A 21,932-nucleotide genomic window follows, 5' to 3' on the forward strand; every position below is an offset into this window, starting at 1 on the left:
TGTTTATATATCTTATTCCATTCCGGCGTTTTCCGCAATTCGCGGTATCCGTGATCCGGACCACCGTGAAAAGCGTTTCCGCCGTTCCGGACCCAGCACTTACCGGAGTCTTTTCCACCTGCCCCGTGAAGGGCGCACTGGTTGGACTCTGTTTTGTGATGGGGTTTGGCCGCCATGCTCGGGCGCTTTTCCAGCGTCCCGGCCGCGGCGACTTCTAAAACTTTACACACGAATCCACCCGCCTGCAAATCGGCTCCCGGACGGTGCCGGCGTGCCTCATTGAGCACCCTGTCGACCCTCTCCCGGCGGCGACAAACCGCTGGTGGCACCCCCTCGATGGCGACCCGTGCAACCCCCCTGCCAGCGCTCACCGTCAAGTGCAGACCTGGCAGCTGCCTGCATACTGGGAAACAGCCTGGCCGGGCAGCCCACCGAATCCGAAAGGAACGCATGTCGCCGGGAAGCAGGATTCAACGGATCACCGGGCCTCTAGTGCTCCCAGTACTCACTGGAGTCTCGGCCGTTCAAGCCGACGAGCACTCCCCCGGTCCCCGGGTAACCGTCCGCGCCTTTACGGCAGACGACGTCGCCCTGGTGCAGTCAGCCTCAACGGATCCCTTGATTCCCCTGATTACCAGCGTGCCGTCCACCGGCGGCCGGGAGGAAGCCCTCGCCTTCATCGAACGCCAGCACCACCGGGCCTCGAGTGGAGCCGGTTGGTCCTTCGCCATTGCGGATGAGGCCACCGGCACCGCCGTCGGCCAAATCGGACTCTGGCCGGGGCAGTCCTCCCGCCGCACCGGAAACCCGGACACCATCGGCTACTGGGTCGGCCCGGACCACCGGAAACGCGGATATGCCGGCGCCGCACTGGCCGTGCTGACCGACTGGGCGATGACGGTCCAGCAGCTGCCCCGCATCGACCTGTATATAGAGCCGTGGAACGAGGGGTCGTGGCGCACTGCGGAAAAGGCCGGCTACCAGCGGGACGCCCTGCTGCCGGCATGGCAGAAAGTGGGCACCGCCTGGCGTGACATGTACCGCTATATAAGGGCGGAAAAACCCGCTGCTTCCGGGCCCCGCAAAAGCACCCCAAAAATCGGGTAGACTGGTTCGCGGCCCCTCATGTGGTGTCATCCTGTGAACTCCCCCAGGACCGGAAGGTAGCAAGGGTAAGCGGGCTCTGGCAGGTGCATGGGGGGTCTTTAATTTTTTGAGGAAGTGGTTCTTCCACCGTGCCTGCTGCCGGAGGAAAAACCGTCAGTGCCGACCGATAGGCTTCTATCTGTGAGTACAGCCCTTTACCGCCGCTACCGTCCCGAGAGTTTCGCAGACGTGATCGGCCAAGAGCACGTCACTGAGCCGCTGATGGCGGCCCTGCAGAAGAACCGCGTGAACCACGCGTACCTCTTCTCCGGCCCCCGCGGCTGCGGTAAAACCACCTCCGCCCGCATTCTGGCCCGCTGCCTGAACTGCGCTGAAGGTCCCACGCCCGTACCCTGCGGCAAGTGCGACAGCTGCGTTGAGCTGGCCCGTGACGGTTCCGGAAGCCTCGACGTCATCGAGATTGACGCGGCCAGCCACGGTGGCGTCGATGACGCCCGGGATCTCCGGGAGCGCGCCACCTTCGCCCCGGTCCGGGACCGCTACAAGATCTTCATCATCGACGAGGCCCACATGGTCACGTCCGCGGGCTTCAACGCGCTCCTGAAGATCGTCGAAGAACCCCCGGAACACATCAAGTTCATCTTCGCCACCACGGAGCCGGACAAGGTCATTGGAACCATCCGGTCCCGCACCCACCACTATCCGTTCCGGCTGGTTCCGCCGGAACCGCTGCTGGCGTACCTGGAAAAGCTGTGCACCCAGGAAAACGTCAGTGTGGCCCCCGGCGTCCTCTCCCTCGTGATCCGGGCCGGCGGCGGATCCGTGCGCGACACCCTCTCCGTCCTTGACCAGCTCATGGCTGGCGCCGGCCCCGACGGACTGGACTACGAACTGGCCGTCTCGCTTCTGGGTTACACCCCCGTGTCCCTGCTCGACGACGTCGTCGACGCAGTTGCCGCCGCAGACGCGGGTACGGTGTTCCGCGCCGTGGACCGCGTCATCCAGACCGGCCAGGACCCGCGCAGGTTCGTCGAGGACCTGCTGGAACGCTTCCGCGACCTGATCATCGTCAACGCCATGCCGGACAGTGCAGCCACCGTTCTCCGCGGGCTGCCGGAGGACCAGATCAGCCGGATGCAGACCCAGGCCACTCAGCTGGGCGGCAGCGAACTCTCCCGCGCAGCAGACATCACCAATACGGCGTTGACCGAAATGACCGGCGCCACGTCACCGCGCCTGCACCTGGAACTGCTCTGCGCCCGGATCCTGCTTCCTGCCGCAGACCAGGCCGAACGTGGAACCGCCGCCCGGGTGGACCGCCTCGAGCGCCGCCTCAGCTATGCAGGCGATCCCACCGAAGCGATGGGCCGCGCGGCCGCAGCTGCGTCTCCGGTGAACACCATTCCCGCAGCTGCACCTACGGCGTCGCAGTCCGCTGCTTCAGCGCCCGCCGTGGATGAGGCTCCGTCCTCACCTCGGGGCATCGATTTCGCGGCAACTCCCACGCCGGACGCAGCCGCAGCCAACAGCCCCACTGCCCCGGAGGCAGGACGCGGGGACAACAAGCCTGCCGGAAGTTCCCTGGACTGGGGAGGCACCTGGGCCACCCCGGCGCAGGCGCCGGAATCAGCTGCTGCGTCCACCCAGGCAGCAGCGCAGGGTTCCAACGGCTCCCGGCCCGCAGAGGGTTCCAACGGCTCCCGGCCCGATGCGGCTCCGGCCGGAGCCGCACCGGCCGAAGCGCCGGCGGCAACCCCGGCACCCGCCGAATCCACCAGCACCACCCCGGTACAGCAAAGCCAGCCGCAGCAGCAGGACGCTACCCGGCAGGCACCTACCGGTGCTCCCGCCGCTGGCGCCGGGCAGATCGAAATGATCCGCCGGGCCTGGCCGGAAATCATGGACGCGCTCACCAGCATCCGCCGTGCCACCTGGCTGAACGTCAGCAAGAACTCAAGCCCCCGCGCCTTCGACGGCAAGGTGCTCGAACTGGCCTTCACCAATCCCGGCGCTGCCACCAACTTCAACCGCCCCGACCACTTGGAGAACCTGCGCAAGGCAATCCATCAGGTCCTGGCGCTGGACTGCCAGATCAAACCGATCCATGACAGCTCGGCGTCAGCGGGTGAGTCGGGCCCAAAAGCCGATAGCCGGCGACCGCCGGCATCCGCACCGGCCGCAAAACCGCCGGTAGTACAGGCATCACCGGCGGTGCAGGCTCCGGCTCCCCAGGGACGCGTCCAGGGGTCGGTCCAGGGGTCAGCGGACAAGAGCGGCACGGCACCTGCTCCGGCCCAGCCGGAGCAGCCCGCTCCGGGGTCAGCGGACAATAGCGGCACGGCATCTGCGGATCAGGCACCTGCTGTGGCTCAGCAGCCGCAGGCTGCGGCCACAGAGGTTTCATCAGCGAAGCCTGCTGCCGCGCCGGTGGCCTGGCCAGCAGCTGTCGCCCCGGACGAAGCTCCGTCCCCCGCCGGACCGGTGGCATCAGCCGCGCACGTCCCCGGACCGGCAGCAGCCGCCCCGGTGAATGCAGCTCCGGTCAATGCCGCCACGGCTGCCCTGCGGCGCCGAGCCGGAAACGCGAACGCCGGAACTGACACTCCCGCCGGGGGGAACCCTTCCGGTGGGAGCACCCCGGGCGGGCCGGGAAACACCAGCCGAAGCAACTCCGGCAGGAACGGAAAGGCCGGCACCGCCGCCGGTGGACGGGCTGCAGGGCGGTCCGGCGGCAACCGTGCCTCCGACGAGCCCTGGCCGGACGAACCCAGCGACCCGTTCAACGACGCTCCGGAAAGCAATGCCTGGGAAACCGCCGAGGCGCCTGTGGACGTTTACTCCGGTGGGCATCTTTCGGACTCCGAGTGGGCCAGCACCGACTGGGCCGGTACCGGATCCACCACCCGAGCAGCTGGCAACGCCGCCCCGGCCTCACAGCCCGTACCGGCAGCAGCACCGGCGGTGACGGCCGCTCCCCCGGCGGCAGCCAGCCCTGCAGCTCCGGGCGGCGTACCGAACCAGCCGTTGAGCCGCTACCAAAAGCTGCTCAACGAGGCTGCCCAGCGCGGGGGCAACGCCCCCGTCCGCGGTGGCCGGCCAGTAGACTCGACTTACGTCGAAGATGTTCCCAGCGCGGATGACATCACGCTCGAAGACTCCGGCATGGTGGGGCGGAAGGCGATCGAACGGATTCTGGGCGGCCGCCTGATCGAGGAACGCAGCCTGGACGGCCGCTGACCACCGTCGGCTCCCACTGGTTGCGACCAGCAACTACTTAAGTTCAACCCAGCAGAGAAGGTTACGTGTACGAAGGTGCGGTTCAGGAACTCATCGATGAGCTAGGCCGTCTTCCCGGCGTCGGTCCCAAGTCCGCCCAGCGCATCGCGTTCCATATCCTCGAGTCCGATCCCGATGACATGAAGAAGCTGGCCACAGCCATCGTCACGGTGAAGGACCGGGTGAAGTTCTGCAGTGTCTGCGGCAACGTCACGGAGCAGGAAACCTGCACCATCTGCCGCGACCCGAGGCGGGATCCGACCATGATCTGCGTGGTCGAAGAATCCAAGGACGTGATTGCGGTGGAGCGTACCCGGTCTTTCCGCGGCCGCTACCACGTGCTGGGCGGAGCCATTAACCCGATCGCGGGCATCGGTCCGGACCAGCTGCGCATCCGCGAACTGCTCAGCCGGCTCTCGGACGAACAGATCTCCGAGATCATCATCGCCACTGACCCGAACCTCGAGGGTGAAGCCACGGCAACCTACCTGGTGCGGATGCTCAAGACCCTCGGGATCAAGGTCACCCGCCTGGCTTCCGGCCTGCCGGTGGGTGGAGACCTGGAATACGCGGACGAGATCACCCTTGGACGTGCCTTCGAGGGCCGCCGGAGCATGTCCTAACCAGACGTTGCGCGCCTAGGCGATCCGGGTTCCCGCAGCCAGGTTGCGGACCGGCGTCCGCAGTTTCCGCCTGCCCAGGAAAACCAGCAGTGCGGCCAGCGCGGCCTGGAGGGTGAGTCCCAGCGGCCAGATGGGCGGCACATCGGGTTGACTGCCGCCCTGCCGGGGTTCCCCGTTGAGGCATTCGGTGGTGTACTCCGGTCCGGCCTGGGCCAGGCGCACCACGTAGCTGATCCCTTCCATCACTCCACTGGGGTTGGCCCCGTTCTCGTCCGACTGGGGCGTGACGGGAATGGAATCGGCCACCACAACGAAGGGATTCGGGGCGAGGATCCAGGCAATGCGTTCCGTGTGGGCAACGGTAATCTCCGTCAGCTCACCCGTGCAGGTAACCTCCCCCATTCCCGTGCCGGTGTTGGCATAGCTTGCGGCGGTGGCCTGGAGCTTTCCCTCGGTCAGGAACGTGCTCAGCCCGAAAGTGATCAGCGTGCCGAGCCCCAGCATCGCCACCAGCATGTAGGTAACCACAATCGAGAAAAGCGGGCGTGCGGCCAGCGCAGAAACACCCACACCCACGGCGCAGACGATTCCCAGTTCCACGCCCAGCATCACGAGTGCCACCACGGCGGACAACGGCCGAACCCCGCCCAGGGCCAGCGCCAACAGGAGGAAGGGGATGCTGGCTACAAGGAACCCCAGGGACGCGACCCACGAAGCCAGCCATTTGCCGGCGAGGATCTGGCCGGGCCGCAGCAGGGTGACTTGAAGGATGGCCAGTGTGCCGGCGGCACGGTCGCCGTTGACGGCATTGGCCGAAAGGGCCGGCGCCAGCAGGAGCCCGAAGAACAGGATGAAGCCAAGGATCAGTTCGTAAAGTACCGGTCCGCGTGGTCCCGCGCTGGATGACGAGCTCAAGGCGGTCAGCGTGGCCACGAGGCCGATCACCACAAACCAGACAATCAGCAGGACGTACCAGCTGCGTGAGCGCAGCCGCTGTTTCATCTCCAGGGAGAAGACCGAGCGCACCCCGCTCCAGTAGCCAAGCACCGGAGTATCGGGGTTGAGGATCTGCGTACTCATCGGCGATCAGCATCCAAACTCATGTAGGTCTCTTCCAAGGCGCCGCCGGCGGGCGCGAAGGCGGTCACGGCGACGTCGGCCTCCACCAGTGTGCGCAGCAGCTGCGCGGCCGCGGGCTCCCCGGCGAGCCGGACCTGTACTTCGGGCCGGGCCGAGCCGCCCTGCTGGCGGTAGGAGATGCCGAGTGCGTCGATCTGACGCAGCAGGGAACCGGTGTTCAGGGACCGGATGGTGTACCAGCGTTCCTGGGCTCCGGCGTCGGCCATCGTCTGGGACTTCACGGTTTCGCCCCGCGCAACAAACACCGCGCCGTCTGCCATTTCGTCCAGTTCCGAAAGCACGTGCGAAGAAACCACCACCGTTTTGCCTTCGGCGGCAAGCCGGCGCAGCAGCACCCGCAGGTCCACGCGGGATCCGGGGTCGAGCCCCGACGCCGGTTCGTCCAGCAGCAGGACGGAGGGGTCATGGATCAAGGCGCGGGCCAGGCTCAGCCGCTGCTGCTGACCGCGGGAAAACACGCGGGCAGGTTTGTCGGCAAAATCGGTCAGGTGGACGGTTTCGAGCAGCTCCGCAGCGCGGTTCGAGGCCACGGTCTGCTCCATGCCGTAGAAGGCACCCACGGTTTCCAGGATTTCCCGGGCCGTCAGGGATCCCCAGGTGCCCAGCGTGTCCGGCATCCAGCCAATCCCGGCCCGTACCTCCTGCGGATTGGCCAAGGGGTCGAACCCGTTGATCCGCACCGTGCCGGCGTCGGGAGCCAGCAGAGACGCCAGGATCAGCAGCAGCGTGGTTTTGCCGGAGCCGTTCGGACCGATCAGCGCCGTGACCTCACCGGCGGGCGCCGTGAAATTCATACCGCGGACCGCCTCGACACTTCCGAAGCTGCGCTTGATACCTTCGGCGACCACGCCGGTGCCGGTGTCGGCTCTCTTCCCCATGACGCCCACCCTAGGGTCAGCTGGCACTGCGGCCCCGCGCAGACTCGCCGGAGACAGCAGGTTAAGCGCGCTTTGTGCCCGTATTTCGGGACTTCACGACGGCGGCGATAGACTTTCTGGACGGACGTCGTGGGTACTACGGCCCGTTTTTCCCGGGGGAAAGATCCTGCCGCGCCGAAGATGCCGGGCACCAGCAACCACAACGAAACTTGAGAAAGTGTACGCATGAGCCTGATAGTGCAGAAGTTCGGCGGTTCCTCCGTGGCAGACGCCGAAGGCATCAAGCGCGTGGCCACCCGCGTGGTGGATACCCATGCCGCCGGAAATGAAGTCGTCGTGGTGGTTTCCGCCATGGGTGACAGCACCGATGAGCTGCTGGATCTGGCGGGACAGATCACTACGCTGAGCAACGCCCGGGAAATGGACATGCTGCTCAGTGCCGGAGAACGTATTTCCATGGCGCTGCTGGCCATGGCCATCAATGAACTCGGCGGTTCCGCCCAGTCCTTCACCGGCAGCCAGGCCGGCATGATCACCGATGCGATCCACGGCAAGGCCCGGATCATCGATGTGTCCCCGCACCGGATTAAGACCGCCATCGAAAAGGGCGACATCGCCATCGTTGCCGGTTTCCAGGGCGTGAGCCAGGACAGCCACGACATCACCACCCTCGGCCGCGGCGGCTCGGACACGACGGCGGTGGCCCTCGCCGCCGCCCTGGACGCAGATGTCTGCGAAATCTACACCGACGTGGACGGCATCTACACCGCCGATCCCCGGGTGGTTTCAAGCGCCCAGAAAATCGAGAAGATCTCCAGCGAGGAAATGCTGGAAATGGCCGCCTCCGGCGCCAAGATCCTGCATCTGCGCTGCGTGGAATACGCCCGCCGGTTCGGTGTTCCCCTGCATGTCCGCTCGTCCTTCAGCTCACACGAGGGAACCTGGGTGCTGCCCAGTCCCGATGACAAAATCAAGATTCAAAAGGGAGAACCCTTGGAACAGCCCATCATCTCCGGCGTCGCCCACGACCGCTCCGAAGCCAAGGTCACCGTGGTGGGGGTCCCGGATATCCCCGGCAAGGCCGCGGAGATCTTCGGCATCGTGGCCGGTGCCAACTCCAACATCGACATGATCGTGCAGAACGTCTCCACGCAGGGGTCCGGCCGGACCGACATCTCCTTCACGCTGCCCATCATCGACGGCAAGGAAGCCATCGACGCGCTGAACGCCGCCAAGGAAGCCGTGGGCTTCGACAGCATCGACTACGACGAGCAGATCGGCAAGCTCTCCCTCATCGGCGCCGGCATGCGGTCCAACCCGGGCGTCTCGCACCGCTTCTTCGAGGCCCTGCACCACGCCGGGGTGAACATCGACATGATCTCCACCTCCGAGATCCGCATCTCCGTGGTCACCAGCGCGAAGCTGCTGGACACCGCCGTACGTGCGGTGCATGCGGCCTTCGGGCTCGACGGCGACAGCGAGGCCACGGTCTACGGCGGCACCGGGCGCTAGGGTTCCGGCCTAACCGGCTGGAGCGGGGAATCCGCCGGCAGGACCCGCCTGCTGCGGGCACGGTGGATCCACAGGGCGGCTGCCGCCAGCACGGCTCCCATCAGGGCGCCGGCACTGTTGGCCAGCCAGTCTGTGGCGGTGCAGCTGCGGCCGAGCATGGGGACGAACGCCTGGACCGCCTCGATCAATGCCGACAAGGCCACGCCGGCAAGGAACATGGCCAGGGGCCTGCGGGTTACGATGCCGGCCAGCAGGACCAGCGGACCAAAGAGCACGATGTTGGCCAGCGGCTCCGGGTCCAACAGACGCGCCAGTCCGCCGTCCACCATGCACCGCGTATCCACGGTGCGGTAGGTAGTGGGAAACAGGGTCAGCAGCAGGATGGCGGCCGTGTACAGATTCAGCAGCACGCGGGCCGCGCGCACCCGGGGTATCAGCCACGCCCCCAGCAGGGGTCCGACGATGACGAGCGCTACGAACGCGGTCTGCACCAGCCACATATGGGTGCCCAGGAAGTGGCTAATGACGCTCGCGGGAGACGATGTAGCTGCTGCCGTCCGCGCGGGTGACCGTTTCCCACATGGCTTTCTCCTGCTCCTGCTGCACCTTGAGCAGGGCCTTGTTCTCCTCGGTCATGGGATGGTCCAGCGACCCCTGCTGCGCCGGTCCGAAGATCAGCCGCACCTTGCCCGTGGTCCGCATGAACCGGGACACGAAGCTTTCCTTCTCAACCATGCTGCACCTTTCCAACGGGCATTGCCGCTCCCATCGTACTAAGGATTGGTCCGTTGCCCTGGGGCCCGGGCACTGCCCGTGAGCCGGTCCGCGCACCGGGTGACGGACGCCCGGCGAGGCAGGATAATGGAACGGTGATTGCCCCCGCCCGCCCCGCTGTCCTGACCGAGGATCAATGGCTGCCCCGCCAGGCAGCGCACGAAGCACGCGTCCGCCCGTTCACCGAAGGATTCCTGGCCCGGCGCTCCGCTGGCCGGAAGCATCCGGTGGAGGATTTCCTGTTCACCTACTACTCCCAGAAACCCGGACAGCTGCTGCGCTGGCACCCGGGCGCCGGCGTCGTCCTGTCCGGTCCGGCAGCAATGGAGCGGGCCGGCTGGAAGTTCTACCGGACGCTTACGGACACTGAACGCGAAGCCGCGGGGCTCGACGCCGGGACGCCCGCAGTCACCGTCGATCTGGACGCCTTCGCAGCGCTGCGGGGTGACGCGCTGGGGTTCACCACCATGCTGCTCTCCCGCACGTCCGGGCGGAAACCCGTGCTGGGCTGCTTCGGCATGCACGAATGGGCCATGGCCTACAAGTCGGAGGACAACGGAATCCGGCACGACTACCTCCAGCTCCGGCTCGGCGCCACGGGCACCGACGAGCTGGTGGAGCGCAGCCGCATCCGCTGCACCCACTTCGATGCGTTCCGGTTCTACACGCCGGAAGCAGCTCCCTTGAACGAGCTCACGCCGACCCGCGAAAACCAGCGGGACCTGGAGCAGCCGGGCTGCCTGCACGCCAATATGGACCTGTACAAGTGGGCGTACAAGCTGGTCCCGCTGCTGCCCAGCGAGCTGGTGATGGATACCTTCGAACTTTCCTGGCGCATCCGGGAAATGGACATGCGTGCCTCCCCCTATGAACTGGCCGACTGGGGGTACACCCCCATCGCGGTGGAGACACCGGCAGGCCGGGCAGAGTACGCTGCCGCCCAGCGCGGCTTCACCGAAGAATCGCAGCAGTTGCGGTCCCGGATCCTGAGCCTGCTGGAACCCTTTGGAGAGCAGCTGGCTGCCGCGGGTTCCCCCGGCCCTGCTTGACAGGGTTGGCTAGGCTGGTGGCTCCGCTACCAATGGAGGCCGCGTCGTGCGCATCATTCGAGGAACCGCAGTAATCCCGCTGCTGCTGTGCACCGCGGTCCTGCTGGCAGCCTGCGCTGCCGACTCCGGCGGCCCGTCTCCGCAGTCTCCGCAGTCCCCCAGCGAATCGGCCACGCCCGGCGTCTCTCCTACCCCGTCCGGATCCTCCGCCCCGCCCGCCGGTGACGCCGGGGCCCCGGTGTCCCTGACCATCGATTTCCGTGCGGACGGGACGACGCCGAGCGGCACCTGGACACTGCAGTGCGACGGCGCCGAGCCACGGGAAGGCTCCGATGTGCCGGACCCAGTTGCTGCCTGTGCCCTGCTTGCGGAACAAGGCAGTGACGCCTTCGCCGAGCCGGCTGCGGACCTCATGTGCACCCAGGAGATCCGCGGAATGCAGCGCGCACACGTCACGGGAACGGTGAACGGCGAGCAGGTGGACACCACCTTTGCCCTCACGGACGGATGCGAGATTTCCCGGTGGGAGCGGCTTACCGCCCTGCTGGGCCCCGCGGACGGCTCCCTCTAGTTACCGGCAGCGCTGCGGTGATGCCGGAAACCAGGAGTGTATCGGCGGCCGGGATGATCGGGTTGGCACCGTTATTCATGAGCTGCCGCCGCTCCGCTGGGCTCCTGCACACCGGGCCGGTCACGCTTGCGCCGCACATGCACCTGCTTGCGTATCCGAGCAACCACGTCACCGCTGCCGTCGGTCACGTCCACCGAGAACCATTCGAGGACCTTCGCCCCGCCCTCGGCCTGCTTGCGCAAACGTTCGACGTCGGCCGGGTCCAGGACAAACTCGGCCCGCACCTCGCCCTTTCCCGGCTTCAGGAAATCAATCTCCGCTGCACGGTCCCAGACAACGTGGTCACGGCCGAGGTGGTGGAGCAGCATCATCATCCAGAACGGATCGGTCATGGCGAACAGGGAGCCCCCGAAATGCACGCCGGCCACATTCTTGTTCCACCAGTAGGACCGCAGCCGCACGGACACCCGCAGATAGTCCGGATCGAGCCGGGTGATCCGGATGCCGGTAAAGGCAAAGGGCGGCCACACGTTCATTAGCCGGCGGACCGTGGCCGGGCTTGCCTGCAGGAGTCTCACGGCCCCACTCTAACCAGAGGTAACCCAGCTCACACAACGGCCCCGACCTGCACCTGATCCTGCACCTCATGGCCTATTATTGAATAAGCATGCTTAGTATTCTTCCGGACAACGGAGTTCCGGACCAACTGAAAGCACAGAAATTGTCTATTGAAGCAAGCCCTGAGGACCAATATCTCTGGGCCCGCGGGATCCTCGAGACCGACGACGCCGACTACATGCACTGCGGTGAACCCATGCAGCCCCGGGACAGCCGGCAGCTCTCCATCTTCGAACCGATCAGCGTGGAATCCATGCCGCAGGAGCCGGTGGAGGTGCAGCTGGAAACCACCGTGCTCCGCTGCGCCTGCGGCTTCCAGCTGGCAATTCCGGCCTAGCCCGGAGCCGTCACCGTAACGTAGGTAACGCCGCTAGAATGACAAGTGCAAGCTCGCGGAGCGCTGAATCAGCGTGAGACGGCAAGGTCCGCGGCCACCCATCTCGTCTAGAGGAGCTGCCGGATGCCCCGGATCGTTGTTGATGTTATGCCCAAGCCTGAAATCCTCGATCCGCAGGGCAAGGCCATTGCAGGGGCACTGCCCCGCCTGGGACTGACCGGGTTCGCCGGAGTCCGCCAGGGCAAGCGGTTCGAGTTGACCGTGGACGGGGAGGTTACCCCCGAAGTCCTGGAACAGGCGCGCACGGCGGCAGCCACCCTGCTGTCCAATCCCGTGATCGAGGACGTCACCCGCGTTGAAGTAATCCCGGAGGCCTGATCTTGAGTACTCCCCTGATTGGCGACTTCTCTGTCGCCCCAGAAAACGATGCACTGCGTGCGGTGCGGGTAGGTGTGATCACCTTCCCGGGCACCCTGGATGACCGCGACGCCGCCCGTGCCGTGACCATCGCCGGCGGCACCGCCGTCGGGCTCTGGCATGCCGAAGCGAACCTGCAGTCCGTGGACGCCGTGATCATTCCGGGTGGCTTCTCCTACGGGGATTACCTCCGTGCCGGAGCCATTGCCCGCTTCGCCCCGCTGATGGAAAAGATCGTGGACGCCGCCGCCGGCGGCATGCCCGTGCTGGGCATCTGCAACGGCTTCCAGATCCTCACCGAGGCGCACCTGCTGCCCGGTTCCATGATCAAGAACAACCACCTGAAATTCTCCTGCGCGGACCAGCTGCTGCGCGTGGAAAACAACACGACCGCCTGGACGAACGCCTACGGGCAGGGCGCCGGAATGGTTGTTCCCCTGAAGAACCAGGACGGCCAGTACGTTGCGGACGAGAAGACCCTGGATGAGCTGGAGGGCGAAGGCCGGGTGGTCTTCCGCTATGACGGTGAAAACCCCAACGGGTCCCGCCGCGGCATCGCCGGCATCTCCAACGCTGCCGGGAACGTCGTCGGGCTGATGCCCCACCCCGAGCACGCCGTCGAACCCGGCTTCGGCCCGGATTCCTCCGCCTACGGCGAGGTGGGCCTGGGCTACGGCACCGACGGGCTCCGGATCTTCAGCTCAGTCCTCAATTCGCTCGTTGCCGGAGGCCAGTCATGACCGTTTCCCCCGCCGCACAGAAGTTCAACATCGACACCGTTGAGCACGCCGCCGCCACCCCGGACACTCCGCTGCCCTGGGCCGAACTCGGCCTGAAGGAAGACGAATTCCGCCGGGTAGGGGAAATCCTGGGCCGCCGCCCCACTGCGGCGGAACTGGCAATGTACTCGGTGATGTGGTCCGAGCACTGCTCCTACAAGTCCTCCAAGGTGCACCTAAAGCAGTTCGGCGAGAAGGTCACCGACAAGATGAAGGAACACCTGCTGGTGGGCATCGGCGAGAACGCCGGCGTCGTTGACATCGGCGAGGGCTGGGCCGTGACCTTCAAGGTCGAATCCCACAACCACCCCTCCTTCGTGGAGCCGTACCAGGGTGCAGCAACCGGCGTCGGCGGCATTGTCCGCGACATCATCTCCATGGGTGCCCGCCCGGTCGCCGTGATGGATCCGCTGCGCTTCGGCGCCATCGACCACCCCGACACCGCACGGCTGGTGCACGGCATCGTCTCCGGCATCGGCGGATACGGCAACTCCCTGGGGCTGCCGAACATCGGCGGGGAACTGGTCTTCGATTCCGTCTACCAGGGCAACCCGCTGGTCAACGCCCTGGCCGTGGGCGTGATGCGGCACGAGGATATCCGGCTGGCCAACGCGTCCGGCACCGGCAACAAGGTGGTCCTTTTTGGGGCCCGCACCGGCGGCGACGGCATCGGCGGCGCCTCCGTGCTGGCCTCCGAATCCTTCGATGACAGCAAGCCCTCCAAGCGCCCCGCCGTGCAGGTAGGCGATCCGTTCGCGGAAAAGGTGCTCATCGAGTGCTGCCTGGAACTGTTCAAATCCTCCGTGGTGGAGGGCATCCAGGACCTGGGCGCGGCCGGTATTTCCTGCGCGACGTCGGAGCTCGCCTCCAACGGCGACGGCGGCATGCACGTGGAACTGACCAATGTGCTGCTGCGCGATCCCACCCTGACCCCGGGCGAGATCCTGATGTCCGAATCCCAGGAACGCATGATGGCCGTGGTGACGCCGGAGAACGTTGAAGCGTTCGAAGCGATCATGGACAAGTGGAACGTGGAGTACTCCTGGCTCGGCGAGGTCACCGGCACCGGCCGGCTAATCATCGACTGGGACGGCGAAACCATTGTGGACGTGGATCCGCGCACCGTCGCCCACGAAGGCCCGGTGTACCAGCGGCCCATGGCCCGCCCGGCCGCGCAGGACAGCATCCAGTCCAACTCCTTCAGCGCCGAGCGGCCCTTCGGCAGCGCCGCGGTCAAGGACGCAATCCTGGAGCTTATGGCCTCGCCCAACATGTGCGACAAATCCTGGGTCACCAACCAGTACGACCGCTATGTGCAGGGCAACACCGCCCTGGCGATGCCGGACGACGCCGGTGTGGTCCGGGTGGATGAAACCACCGGACTGGGCGTGGCCATTTCCACCGACGCCAACGGCCGCTACTCCTACCTGAACCCGTATGAGGGCGCAAAGCTGGCCCTGGCGGAGTCCTACCGCAACGTCTCCACCGCCGGAGCGAAGCCGCTGGCGGTCACCGACTGCCTGAACTTCGGCTCCCCCGAGGACCCCGAGGTTATGTGGCAGTTCGCCGAGTCCGTCCGCGGACTGGCCGACGGCTGCCGTGAACTCGGTGTCCCCGTCACCGGCGGCAACGTTTCGCTGTACAACCAGACCGGCGGTGTCGCCATCCATCCCACCCCCGTGGTGGGCGTCCTGGGTGTGTTCGACGACGTCGCCCGCCGCACGCCGTCGGGCTGGCGGCAGGACGGCCAGGCCATCTACCTGATGGGCACCACGCAGGACGAGCTGGACGGTTCGGAGTACGCGAACCTGCGCGGCCACCTGGGCGGGCAGCCGCCAAAGGTGGACCTGCAGGCGGAGAAGCTGCTCGGGGAACTGCTGGTCAACGCTTCCCGCGACGGCATGATCGACGCCGCCCACGACCTTTCCGAAGGCGGCCTCGCCGCCGCGCTGTCCGAGATGGCCCTGCGCTTCGGTGTGGGTGCCCGGATCGGCCTGGGCGAGGTGTGCGAACGCGACGGGGTGGACCTGTTCACCCTGCTGTTCTCCGAGTCCCAGGCCCGTGCCGTGGTCGCGGTGGCCCGGAGCGAGGAGGTCCGCTTCAAGGACATGTGTTCGGCGCGCGGGTTCGCGCATGCCCGGATCGGCGTGGTGGACACCGAGATCGGGGCGCTGGACTTCCAGAGCAACTTCGTCCTGCCGCTGGACGAGCTGAAGGCCGCCCATCAGGGGACCCTGCCGAAGCATTTCGGCTAGTCCTACAGGCGGGCCCGGTGCCATTCGGTGCCGGGCCCGGCGCGTCCCGATCCGCCGGATGAAACAAATCCCGAAAAGACGTGCAGAATTAGCTCGTGAGCACAATCCCCGAGGACCTGACGGCCAGCACCGGCATCCCTACCCAGCGCCTGTCGCTGGACCTGATGACCGTGGCCGAAGTCGACGCCCTGATCATCCAGACGCGCCGCCCTGACTGGGCCGAAGACTTCCCCCAGCCCACGGACTACGACGCCGCCCGCCAGTTCTTCGAGGCCGGGCTGCTGGGTCCCGCAGCGGAAACATTCGGCACCCGGCTCCTCCGGGAGCACTCCACCTCCTTGGTGGTGGGAACCATTGGCTTTGAGGGTGTTCCCGATGAAGGCACGGTGGAAGTCACCTACAACGTGGTCCCCTCCTGCCAGGGGCAGGGCTATGCCACGGAGGCGCTGCTGGCCCTGGCGCACTTCGCCCTCGCCAGCCCCGAGGTGGAGACCATCATTGCCTATACCGAACCCGGTAATGACGCCTCCCAGTCCCTGCTCCTGAGCGCCGGTTTTATGCCTGAACAGGAAAACGAGCTGACGTTGAAGTTCACGCTCCGGCGGGATCAGCTCCCCGACGCCACGCCGTAGGCGGCGGCGAAGTACCGGTTGGTGTAAAACCGCTGCACCCGCACATTCACCGGGTTGGCGGCACGCACCAGCCGGCTGCCCGGACGGCTGTACGCGGCGATCCGGAAAAACAGCCGTCCGTCCCCGTCGAGTTCGGCGTAAAAACCCTCTTCACCACTTTCGGGATGTCCCGGCAGGGTGCCGTAGCCAAAACCGCTGCGCTGCCCGCGAACCGGAGCGCCGCCGTCGTCCAGCACCGCCTCCGACGCCCAGATGACCCGGCACGGCGCGTAGTAACGCACCCGCCACAGTCCCACTCCGGAGGCCATCTCCACCCCCGGCGCTGCCCGGGGTGTTCCGGCGGCCACGCGCAGTCCCGCCCGTCGGTGCAGGTCCCAGTCGAGCAGCCCGTTGGTGAGCCGGAGGAACCCGGCCTGCGGGTCGGGAACGTCCAGCTCCTCCTTGCGCAGCACAAGCCGGTAGCCCGGCGGCCAACGGTCCGTCATCGGCTCAAGATATGGCCGCTCGGTCCGCCCCGGCTCGCCGTAGGTAAGGCCGCCCCTCATCCGCCGGCCAGGCCCTTCCAGGCCAGCGACTCCCGGTCCCTGCGCGGCAGCGAAGCCACCACCAGGTCATAGGAGTCCTCCACCATGTCCCGGATCATGCCGTGCGGCAGACCGGAAGCAACCTCCACTTGGTTCCAGTGCGTCTTGTTCATATGCCAGGCCCCGGTAATCTCCGGGTGTGCGGCACGAAGCTGCAGCGCCAGTTCGGGCTCGCATTTCAGGCTGATCATCAGGGGCTCACCGCCAAGCTCCGTCAGGGCGAACATTTTCGCTTTCCCACCCGCAGCCCTGACCTTGAAAACCGAGGACTCCGGGCCGAAGGGAAAATCTTCAAAGCTTCCCGGCAGGGCCAGGCACAACTGCCGAAGTTCACCTGCGTCCATGCCGGAATCCTATCGCCGCAGGCCCCGTCATGGCACCGCTCCGGCCGGGCAGATGGCAGGATTGGGAGATCGGGTACCGCCGGGGCGTCCGGCAGAACAGCGGAGGACGAACGGTTTGAACCAGATCAAGCACAGTGGCAGGGCCGTAAGCGGGGCAGCGGAGCGTGCCGCAGACTCCAAGGCCTTCGAGCGGTTTGCGCGCGCAGGCTATGTGGCGAGCGGAATCCTGCACGTCGTCATCGGGGTGCTCGCCCTGCGGATCAATGCCGGAGATCCCGGCAACGCGGACACCAGCGGCGCCGTCGCCGCCGTGGCCGCACAGCCCGCGGGCTACGCGCTGGTCTGGTTCTGTTTCCTCGGCTGCTACGCCCTGGCACTGTTCCAGCTGAGCCGGATTTTCCTGGCTGGAAAGCAGCTCCGGGACAAGGAGTTGTGGAAGGACCGGGCGTCTAACGCGGGACAGGTGCTCGTGTACGCAGCCGTCGGCACCACTTTCGCCACCTTTGCCCTTGGCCGCGGCAGCAATAGCGGCAGCTCGTCCTCGGTCAACTGGACTGCGCGCCTCTTGTCGGTGCCGGCCGGCCAGTGGCTGCTGGGCCTGACCGGCCTGGTCGTGGTGGGGATCGGCGGTTACTTCATCTTCAAGGGAGCCACCCGGCGCTTCCGGCGGAAACTGACGGGCATCCCCGGAGGTATCTGGTCGAAGGCGGTGGACGTCACCGGCGTGGCAGGCTTCATCGCCAAGGGAGTCTCGCTGGGCATCCTCGGCGTGCTGCTGACGCTGGCCGCCGTGCATGCGGATCCGGCGCAATCCACGGGCCTGGACGGTGCGCTGCATACGCTCCGTGGCCAGCCTTTCGGTGTTGTGGCGCTGGCCGCCGTGGGAATCGGGCTGATCCTTTACGGGCTCTACATGGGGATCATCCGGGCCCGGTTCGCCAAACTGTAGGCCTACAGTCCGAAGCGCGGGGCCTCAATCACCGGGCAGGCGTTCATAACGACGTCGAGCCCCGCCGCCGCGGCACGTGCGGCGGCGGCTTCATCCACCACGCCGAGCTGCAGCCAGACGGCCTTGGCACCCGCTTCAATGGCCTGGTCCACGATGTCCCCCACCCGGGCGGAGTTTACGAAGCAGTCCACCACGTCGACGCTGCCGGGAATCTCGCTGAGCCGGCGGTACCCCTTGTTGCCGTGGACCTCGTCCCCCTTCAGGCTTACCGGGATGATTTCCATGCCCAGGTGGTCCTGGATGAAGCGGGAGACGCCGACGGCGGGACGGAGCTGGTTGTTGGACAGGCCCACCACCGCCCACCGGGCGCCCTTGTTCCGAAGCAGCCGTTCGATTACCGCAGGGTCGTTGACGTGTGCCACAGGTTCTTCCTTTGCCGGGAGCCGGAGTGAGACATCCAGCCTAATCCAGGAAGGACTCGATGGCCTCGGCAAGTACTGCGTCCGGGATGCCCGTGGTGTCCGACTCGACCAGCAGGAACTCGCCGGAATCCAGTGCGTCGGCCGTCTGCCGCGCCAGGTCCTGGGTGTCATCGCCGCTGCTGCTCCCTGCCATCACCAGGACCGGGATGCGGACGCCGCTGAGGCCCTCGATCTCACTCTGCAGGACCATCAGTTCATCCTCCCCGTCGGCCAGCGAAAGGGTTGGCTCCAGCGCCACCACCCTGCTGACCACCGTGGACTCCTCCGCCGCCCGCAGGGCAAGGAACGCCCCCTCATCAAAGCCGTAGAGATCGGTCGATTCTCCCGCTACCTGGAGGACGGCGAGCAGGTCGTCGACGTCGGATTCCGCGGTGTATTCCTCGCCCATGCCGCTTTCCCCGATTCCCCGCCGGTCATAGGTGTAGACGGTGTGGTTCCGCGAAAGGGCGTCCGCAAGGACCACCGTGGCGGGGCTGCTCCGGTGCGCCAGGAGCGGGCCCACGATCGCCAGCGGCGGGCCGCTTCCCTGCCGTGACCAGGCAATGGGGGTTCCGTCAGCGGACGTCACCATTCCGGAGGCACCCGAGGCTGATTCCATGGCAGGCTCCTGCTCTTTTTTGTGGGAAGACGCTGGGAAGAGCCGGGTGCCGGACGCTAAGCCGCCCCATCCACACCCTGCTTCAAAACTAGGAGCCGCCGCCGCGGGAGGTCAATGCCTCAGCCCCGGACAAGCAGTATGAAGTGCCGTGGTCGAAGCCCTGCGCTCCCTTTCACCTCACGGCTGAGTCCATAAAGTCACCGTGTGACCCGGTCCGCTGGAGGACGACTTTGGTTCGTAACCCACACTTCGTAGCTGGTCACCATAATTGCTTTCCTGCTGGACCTTGGTAATGAGCCATACCCGCGATGGAAGTACGGTCTGCGTAATGTCTGCCAAAGGTGGGTCGGCGGGGAAGACGAAGGCTAGCGGAGCCTTCTGGGGCTGAACAATGTCAACCAGACGGTTGAACTCCTGCGGATACGTTGCCATCGCACCGCGGGCGGAATCCGTCAGTCCCAGACCGGGTTCTAAGAGCAACCCGTCGCCGGCTCTCGCCTGATTGTGCACAACGGACGCAACAAACGAGTAATCATTGGCGGGAAGCTTGGCATAAGGCTGACGCTGGGCCACGATGAGCAAGACGCATCCAACCACGAGCAGGGAAGCCATCAACCGCTTGACATGCGGCCGCAACAACACAAGGCACTCCGCCAAGAGCATAGCGATGAATGGGGCCGACGACGTCAGGTAGCGGCCCAACAGCATCGGCTCCTGAACGAGTGAAATTGTCCAAAGTATGCCCACGGCCACGGTTGGGGGTATTGCTGCTATCGCCAGGCGGTCCTTGGGCAGCGGGCGGCCTGCAGTCACCGCCATGGCAACGGTAAGCCCAGCGAGGACGGCCAACGCAACCGCTATGTAATGCAACGGGATCTCAGTCCCCGACGGATTAACATTCCATCGAGTCGTAAACCATGCCTCGACGAGAGCCTGGTCGACGAGATTCGGGGTGCTATCGGCGATCCAGCTAACCTGCGATTGTTGCGGCATAGCAGCAATGGCGAGCGGAAGACATGCGACCCCAGCCATCATTGACACTACGAGCAAGGCTAACCGCGATTTTCTGGGGAAGAGGATCAGGGCAACTGCGATGAGGCCCACCACACCCAGTGCGGAGAAGAGATGCGCGCTGACAGTTCCAACCATCGATAAGCCGAGTAGCAGCCAATACCAGACTGAGTTCTTCCGTCGGAGCTGCAGAACCGCAAGCAAGGCGAAGGCCATGAACATGGCGGAGAGCGCATATGGTCTGGCTTCAACCCCCATGGCGGTCACGCGTGGCAGCAACGCGAAACACGCCGCATACAACACCTGTTTTTTGGGGCCCCCAACAGCATGACCCGCAGCCGCCATTGCGGCGGTCCCTGCCCCGACAGCCAAGAGACTCGGCAACCGCAACCAGAACGGGCTTATACCTGTGAACGTCAGCCAGACATTCATAAAAACGTAGTATGGCGCGAACACGGCGTCGGTGTGCTGCCATAGGGCCGCCATATCACCGATGGGATAACTCGCTATATGCGCGGTCGCAACCTCATCCAACCAAGGCGATGGAACCCATGACCCTGCAAAACTAATCAGAAAACCAAGGACACCCAAGAAGAAGGAACCCCAAAAGGGATTTCGGCAGATGGCGGATGCCCAAGTGCTCCGGACTGTTGTAGGGAGTTTTTTCTCCCGGTAGCGCCGTGCTTGCCGAGTCTCAATCTGGGAATTCACTTCCCGAATATACACGATCACATCATTGACTTATCGGTGGAACCTGCCTGGCGGAGCACAGTCTGGTGCATGGGAAGACAGACTTCAACGATGATCACTGGACTACCCGAACCCAGCCAGAGGGGGTGCGCAGAGCGTCTTCTTACCCAATGGCATCAGGCAGCCGGTTTCCAAATATTACGCAGGGGGCTTGCCGCAGACGGTAGTGACGCGTTTAGTAGTCCTTGACCATCCCGAGCGGCTGAGAGACCTGGATCGATGAAGCCGCAGCAACCCTGGTTGCCGCATCTCCTCCTTGAGGCGCGGCAATAGCGAGGCTGGTGTCGCAGGAAGCCGTTACCCCGGCTCAGGACACCTTCCGTAGGGTGCTACTGCCAGGATCGATGGAGTGTTTCTATGACCGCAGTATTGCCCTCTTCCACGTCCGCTTCCGGCACCGGACCCGCTGCTCCCTCCGGCGCCGCCCTGCCTGTCCGGTTCGCCGGACTCGGCCGCAGTTTCGGTTCCGGCCCGGATGAACACGTTGTCCTCCGGGACATCACCTTCGAGGTCCAGCCGGGGGAGGTGCTGGCCATCCTGGGTCCGAGCGGCTGCGGCAAGTCCACCTTGCTGCGGGCCGCAGCCGGCCTGGACCTGCCCACCGCCGGCAGTATCCAGATTGATGGCGAGTCCGTCCGCGGAATCGACGACCGCTGCGCCGTCGCCTTCCAGGAGCCGCGTCTGCTGCCGTGGCAGACCCTCCAGGCCAACATCGCGATCGGGCTGCCTAAGTCCGCGAGCGCCAAGCGGGGGAAAGCCAAGGTTGCCGAACTCCTGGACCTGGTGGGGCTGGCACCGTTCGCCAAGCACCGGCCCCGGGCGGTGTCCGGGGGCATGGCCCAGCGGACCTCGCTTGCCCGGGCACTGGCACGTGAACCGGGGGTCCTGCTGCTGGATGAACCCTTCGGCGCCCTGGATGCGCTGACCCGGCTGAAGATGCAGGACCTGCTCCTCGCCCTGCACCGGGCGGCGCCTGCCACCGTCCTCCTGGTCACCCATGACGTGGATGAAGCCCTGCAGCTGGCTGACCGCATTATCGTCCTCGGAACCGAAGACGGCACCCCCGGTGCCACCATCACCGACGTCGTCACCGTCCCGGGTTCCCGTCCGCGGGACCGCGCCTCGGCGGAGCTGGCCCGAATGCGCGGCGAGCTCTTCACCCTCCTGGGCGTCGAGCGCCACTAGCACTCCCCCGAAGCTCTCCCCGAGCGGGTATCCCCCTGCCCGTGTGAGGGCGGAACTGTCT

Annotated in this window: 24 protein-coding genes and 1 other RNA gene; 15 read left to right on the forward strand and 10 right to left on the reverse strand. The window is 65.8% G+C overall.

The features are described from left to right. The 5 genes from QNO03_RS10735 to recR all read left to right on the forward strand — a co-directional run. On the forward strand, nt 1-218 hold a 218-nt coding region (locus QNO03_RS10735; protein ID WP_289603314.1), incomplete at its 5' end, for a hypothetical protein. 274 nt (nt 219-492) lie between these two features. Beyond that, a complete protein-coding gene (locus tag QNO03_RS10740) occupies nt 493-1,107 on the forward strand; it encodes a GNAT family N-acetyltransferase (RefSeq protein ID WP_289603315.1) in 615 nt (204 codons plus the stop codon). Nucleotides 1,108-1,114: 7 nt separating this feature from the next. Then, nucleotides 1,115-1,210: signal recognition particle sRNA small type (ffs, locus tag QNO03_RS10745), an RNA gene on the forward strand. 77 nt (nt 1,211-1,287) lie between these two features. Continuing rightward, nucleotides 1,288-4,344, forward strand: a complete 3,057-nt coding sequence (locus QNO03_RS10750; protein WP_289603316.1) for a DNA polymerase III subunit gamma and tau — start codon at nt 1,288-1,290, stop codon at nt 4,342-4,344. A gap of 65 nt (nt 4,345-4,409) precedes the next feature. After that, nucleotides 4,410-5,006 carry a recombination mediator RecR gene (gene recR, locus QNO03_RS10755; RefSeq protein WP_227920863.1) on the forward strand — a complete coding sequence of 199 codons (597 nt, stop codon included), beginning with the start codon at nt 4,410-4,412 and terminating at the stop codon, nt 5,004-5,006. Nucleotides 5,007-5,021: 15 nt separating this feature from the next. On the opposite strand, the gene QNO03_RS10760 is transcribed toward recR, so the two are convergent. Next, the gene (locus QNO03_RS10760; RefSeq protein WP_289603317.1) at nt 5,022-6,086 is read right to left on the reverse strand and encodes an ABC transporter permease; all 1,065 of its coding nucleotides are present in this window, start codon (nt 6,084-6,086) and stop codon (nt 5,022-5,024) included. Further along, nucleotides 6,083-7,024, reverse strand: coding sequence for an ABC transporter ATP-binding protein (locus QNO03_RS10765; protein WP_229945467.1), 942 nt, complete (start codon nt 7,022-7,024; stop codon nt 6,083-6,085). Before QNO03_RS10765 ends, QNO03_RS10760 begins: the two co-directional genes overlap by 4 nt. A 225-nt stretch (nt 7,025-7,249) precedes the next feature. On the opposite strand from QNO03_RS10765, the gene QNO03_RS10770 reads away from it, so the two are divergent. Next, the gene (locus QNO03_RS10770) at nt 7,250-8,536 is read left to right on the forward strand and encodes an aspartate kinase (RefSeq protein ID WP_229945469.1); all 1,287 of its coding nucleotides are present in this window, start codon (nt 7,250-7,252) and stop codon (nt 8,534-8,536) included. Here the strand turns inward: QNO03_RS10770 and QNO03_RS10775 are convergent. Beyond that, on the reverse strand, nt 8,533-9,036 hold the full coding sequence (locus QNO03_RS10775; RefSeq protein WP_229945471.1) for a VanZ family protein: 504 nt from the start codon (nt 9,034-9,036) through the stop codon (nt 8,533-8,535). The genes QNO03_RS10770 and QNO03_RS10775 overlap by 4 nt on opposite strands. Nucleotides 9,037-9,055: 19 nt before the next feature. Continuing rightward, on the reverse strand, nt 9,056-9,271 hold the full coding sequence (locus QNO03_RS10780; RefSeq protein ID WP_229945474.1) for a hypothetical protein: 216 nt from the start codon (nt 9,269-9,271) through the stop codon (nt 9,056-9,058). Nucleotides 9,272-9,408: 137 nt separating this feature from the next. Between QNO03_RS10780 and QNO03_RS10785 the strand changes: the two genes are divergently transcribed. Then, nucleotides 9,409-10,359, forward strand: coding sequence for a 3-methyladenine DNA glycosylase (locus tag QNO03_RS10785; RefSeq protein ID WP_289603684.1), 951 nt, complete (start codon nt 9,409-9,411; stop codon nt 10,357-10,359). A 46-nt stretch (nt 10,360-10,405) separates the two neighbouring features. Continuing rightward, the gene (locus QNO03_RS10790) at nt 10,406-10,930 is read left to right on the forward strand and encodes a hypothetical protein (RefSeq protein WP_289603318.1); all 525 of its coding nucleotides are present in this window, start codon (nt 10,406-10,408) and stop codon (nt 10,928-10,930) included. 71 nt (nt 10,931-11,001) lie between these two features. Here QNO03_RS10790 and QNO03_RS10795 read toward each other — a convergent pair whose 3' ends face one another. Next, on the reverse strand, nt 11,002-11,508 hold the full coding sequence (locus tag QNO03_RS10795) for a DUF4442 domain-containing protein (protein ID WP_229945478.1): 507 nt from the start codon (nt 11,506-11,508) through the stop codon (nt 11,002-11,004). A gap of 143 nt (nt 11,509-11,651) precedes the next feature. Between QNO03_RS10795 and QNO03_RS10800 the strand changes: the two genes are divergently transcribed. The 5 genes from QNO03_RS10800 (at nt 11,652) to QNO03_RS10820 (ending at nt 15,968) form a co-directional block, all read left to right on the forward strand. Continuing rightward, on the forward strand, nt 11,652-11,885 hold the full coding sequence (locus QNO03_RS10800; RefSeq protein ID WP_229945481.1) for a hypothetical protein: 234 nt from the start codon (nt 11,652-11,654) through the stop codon (nt 11,883-11,885). A gap of 123 nt (nt 11,886-12,008) precedes the next feature. After that, complete coding sequence (gene purS / locus QNO03_RS10805; RefSeq protein WP_229945483.1) at nt 12,009-12,263, forward strand: phosphoribosylformylglycinamidine synthase subunit PurS; 255 nt, start codon at nt 12,009-12,011, stop codon at nt 12,261-12,263. After that, nucleotides 12,263-13,042 carry a phosphoribosylformylglycinamidine synthase subunit PurQ gene (gene purQ, locus QNO03_RS10810; RefSeq protein ID WP_442860217.1) on the forward strand — a complete coding sequence of 260 codons (780 nt, stop codon included), beginning with the start codon at nt 12,263-12,265 and terminating at the stop codon, nt 13,040-13,042. Before purS ends, purQ begins: the two co-directional genes overlap by 1 nt. Next, the gene (purL, locus tag QNO03_RS10815; protein WP_289603319.1) at nt 13,039-15,336 is read left to right on the forward strand and encodes a phosphoribosylformylglycinamidine synthase subunit PurL; all 2,298 of its coding nucleotides are present in this window, start codon (nt 13,039-13,041) and stop codon (nt 15,334-15,336) included. Before purQ ends, purL begins: the two co-directional genes overlap by 4 nt. Before the next feature lie 95 nt (nt 15,337-15,431). Next, nucleotides 15,432-15,968 carry a GNAT family N-acetyltransferase gene (locus tag QNO03_RS10820; protein ID WP_289603320.1) on the forward strand — a complete coding sequence of 179 codons (537 nt, stop codon included), beginning with the start codon at nt 15,432-15,434 and terminating at the stop codon, nt 15,966-15,968. Here the strand turns inward: QNO03_RS10820 and QNO03_RS10825 are convergent. After that, entirely contained in the window at nt 15,944-16,453 is a 510-nt protein-coding gene (locus QNO03_RS10825; RefSeq protein ID WP_289603321.1) for a DUF1990 domain-containing protein, read from the reverse strand. The genes QNO03_RS10820 and QNO03_RS10825 overlap by 25 nt on opposite strands. Before the next feature lie 56 nt (nt 16,454-16,509). After that, complete coding sequence (locus QNO03_RS10830; protein WP_289603322.1) at nt 16,510-16,896, reverse strand: MmcQ/YjbR family DNA-binding protein; 387 nt, start codon at nt 16,894-16,896, stop codon at nt 16,510-16,512. A gap of 115 nt (nt 16,897-17,011) precedes the next feature. On the opposite strand from QNO03_RS10830, the gene QNO03_RS10835 reads away from it, so the two are divergent. Next, nucleotides 17,012-17,845 (forward strand): DUF1206 domain-containing protein, encoded by an 834-nt coding sequence (locus tag QNO03_RS10835; RefSeq protein ID WP_289603323.1) that lies wholly within the window; start codon nt 17,012-17,014, stop codon nt 17,843-17,845. A gap of 2 nt (nt 17,846-17,847) precedes the next feature. Here the strand turns inward: QNO03_RS10835 and QNO03_RS10840 are convergent, their stop codons facing one another. From QNO03_RS10840 to QNO03_RS10850, 3 genes are all read right to left on the reverse strand, one after another. Next, nucleotides 17,848-18,267, reverse strand: a complete 420-nt coding sequence (locus QNO03_RS10840) for a CoA-binding protein (protein WP_289603324.1) — start codon at nt 18,265-18,267, stop codon at nt 17,848-17,850. Between the two features lie 40 nt (nt 18,268-18,307). After that, entirely contained in the window at nt 18,308-18,925 is a 618-nt protein-coding gene (locus QNO03_RS10845; protein WP_229945500.1) for an alpha/beta fold hydrolase, read from the reverse strand. A gap of 177 nt (nt 18,926-19,102) precedes the next feature. Continuing rightward, nucleotides 19,103-20,647: a glycosyltransferase family 39 protein gene (locus QNO03_RS10850; RefSeq protein WP_289603325.1), complete on the reverse strand. Its 1,545-nt coding sequence runs from the start codon at nt 20,645-20,647 to the stop codon at nt 19,103-19,105. Nucleotides 20,648-21,043: 396 nt separating this feature from the next. Here QNO03_RS10850 and QNO03_RS10855 point away from each other — a divergent pair, with 396 nt between their 5' ends. Further along, the gene (locus QNO03_RS10855) at nt 21,044-21,871 is read left to right on the forward strand and encodes an ABC transporter ATP-binding protein (protein ID WP_289603326.1); all 828 of its coding nucleotides are present in this window, start codon (nt 21,044-21,046) and stop codon (nt 21,869-21,871) included. Nucleotides 21,872-21,932: the final 61 nt, after the last annotated feature.

This window comes from Arthrobacter sp. zg-Y877 (assembly GCF_030373105.1).
Lineage (GTDB): Bacteria > Actinomycetota > Actinomycetes > Actinomycetales > Micrococcaceae > Arthrobacter_B.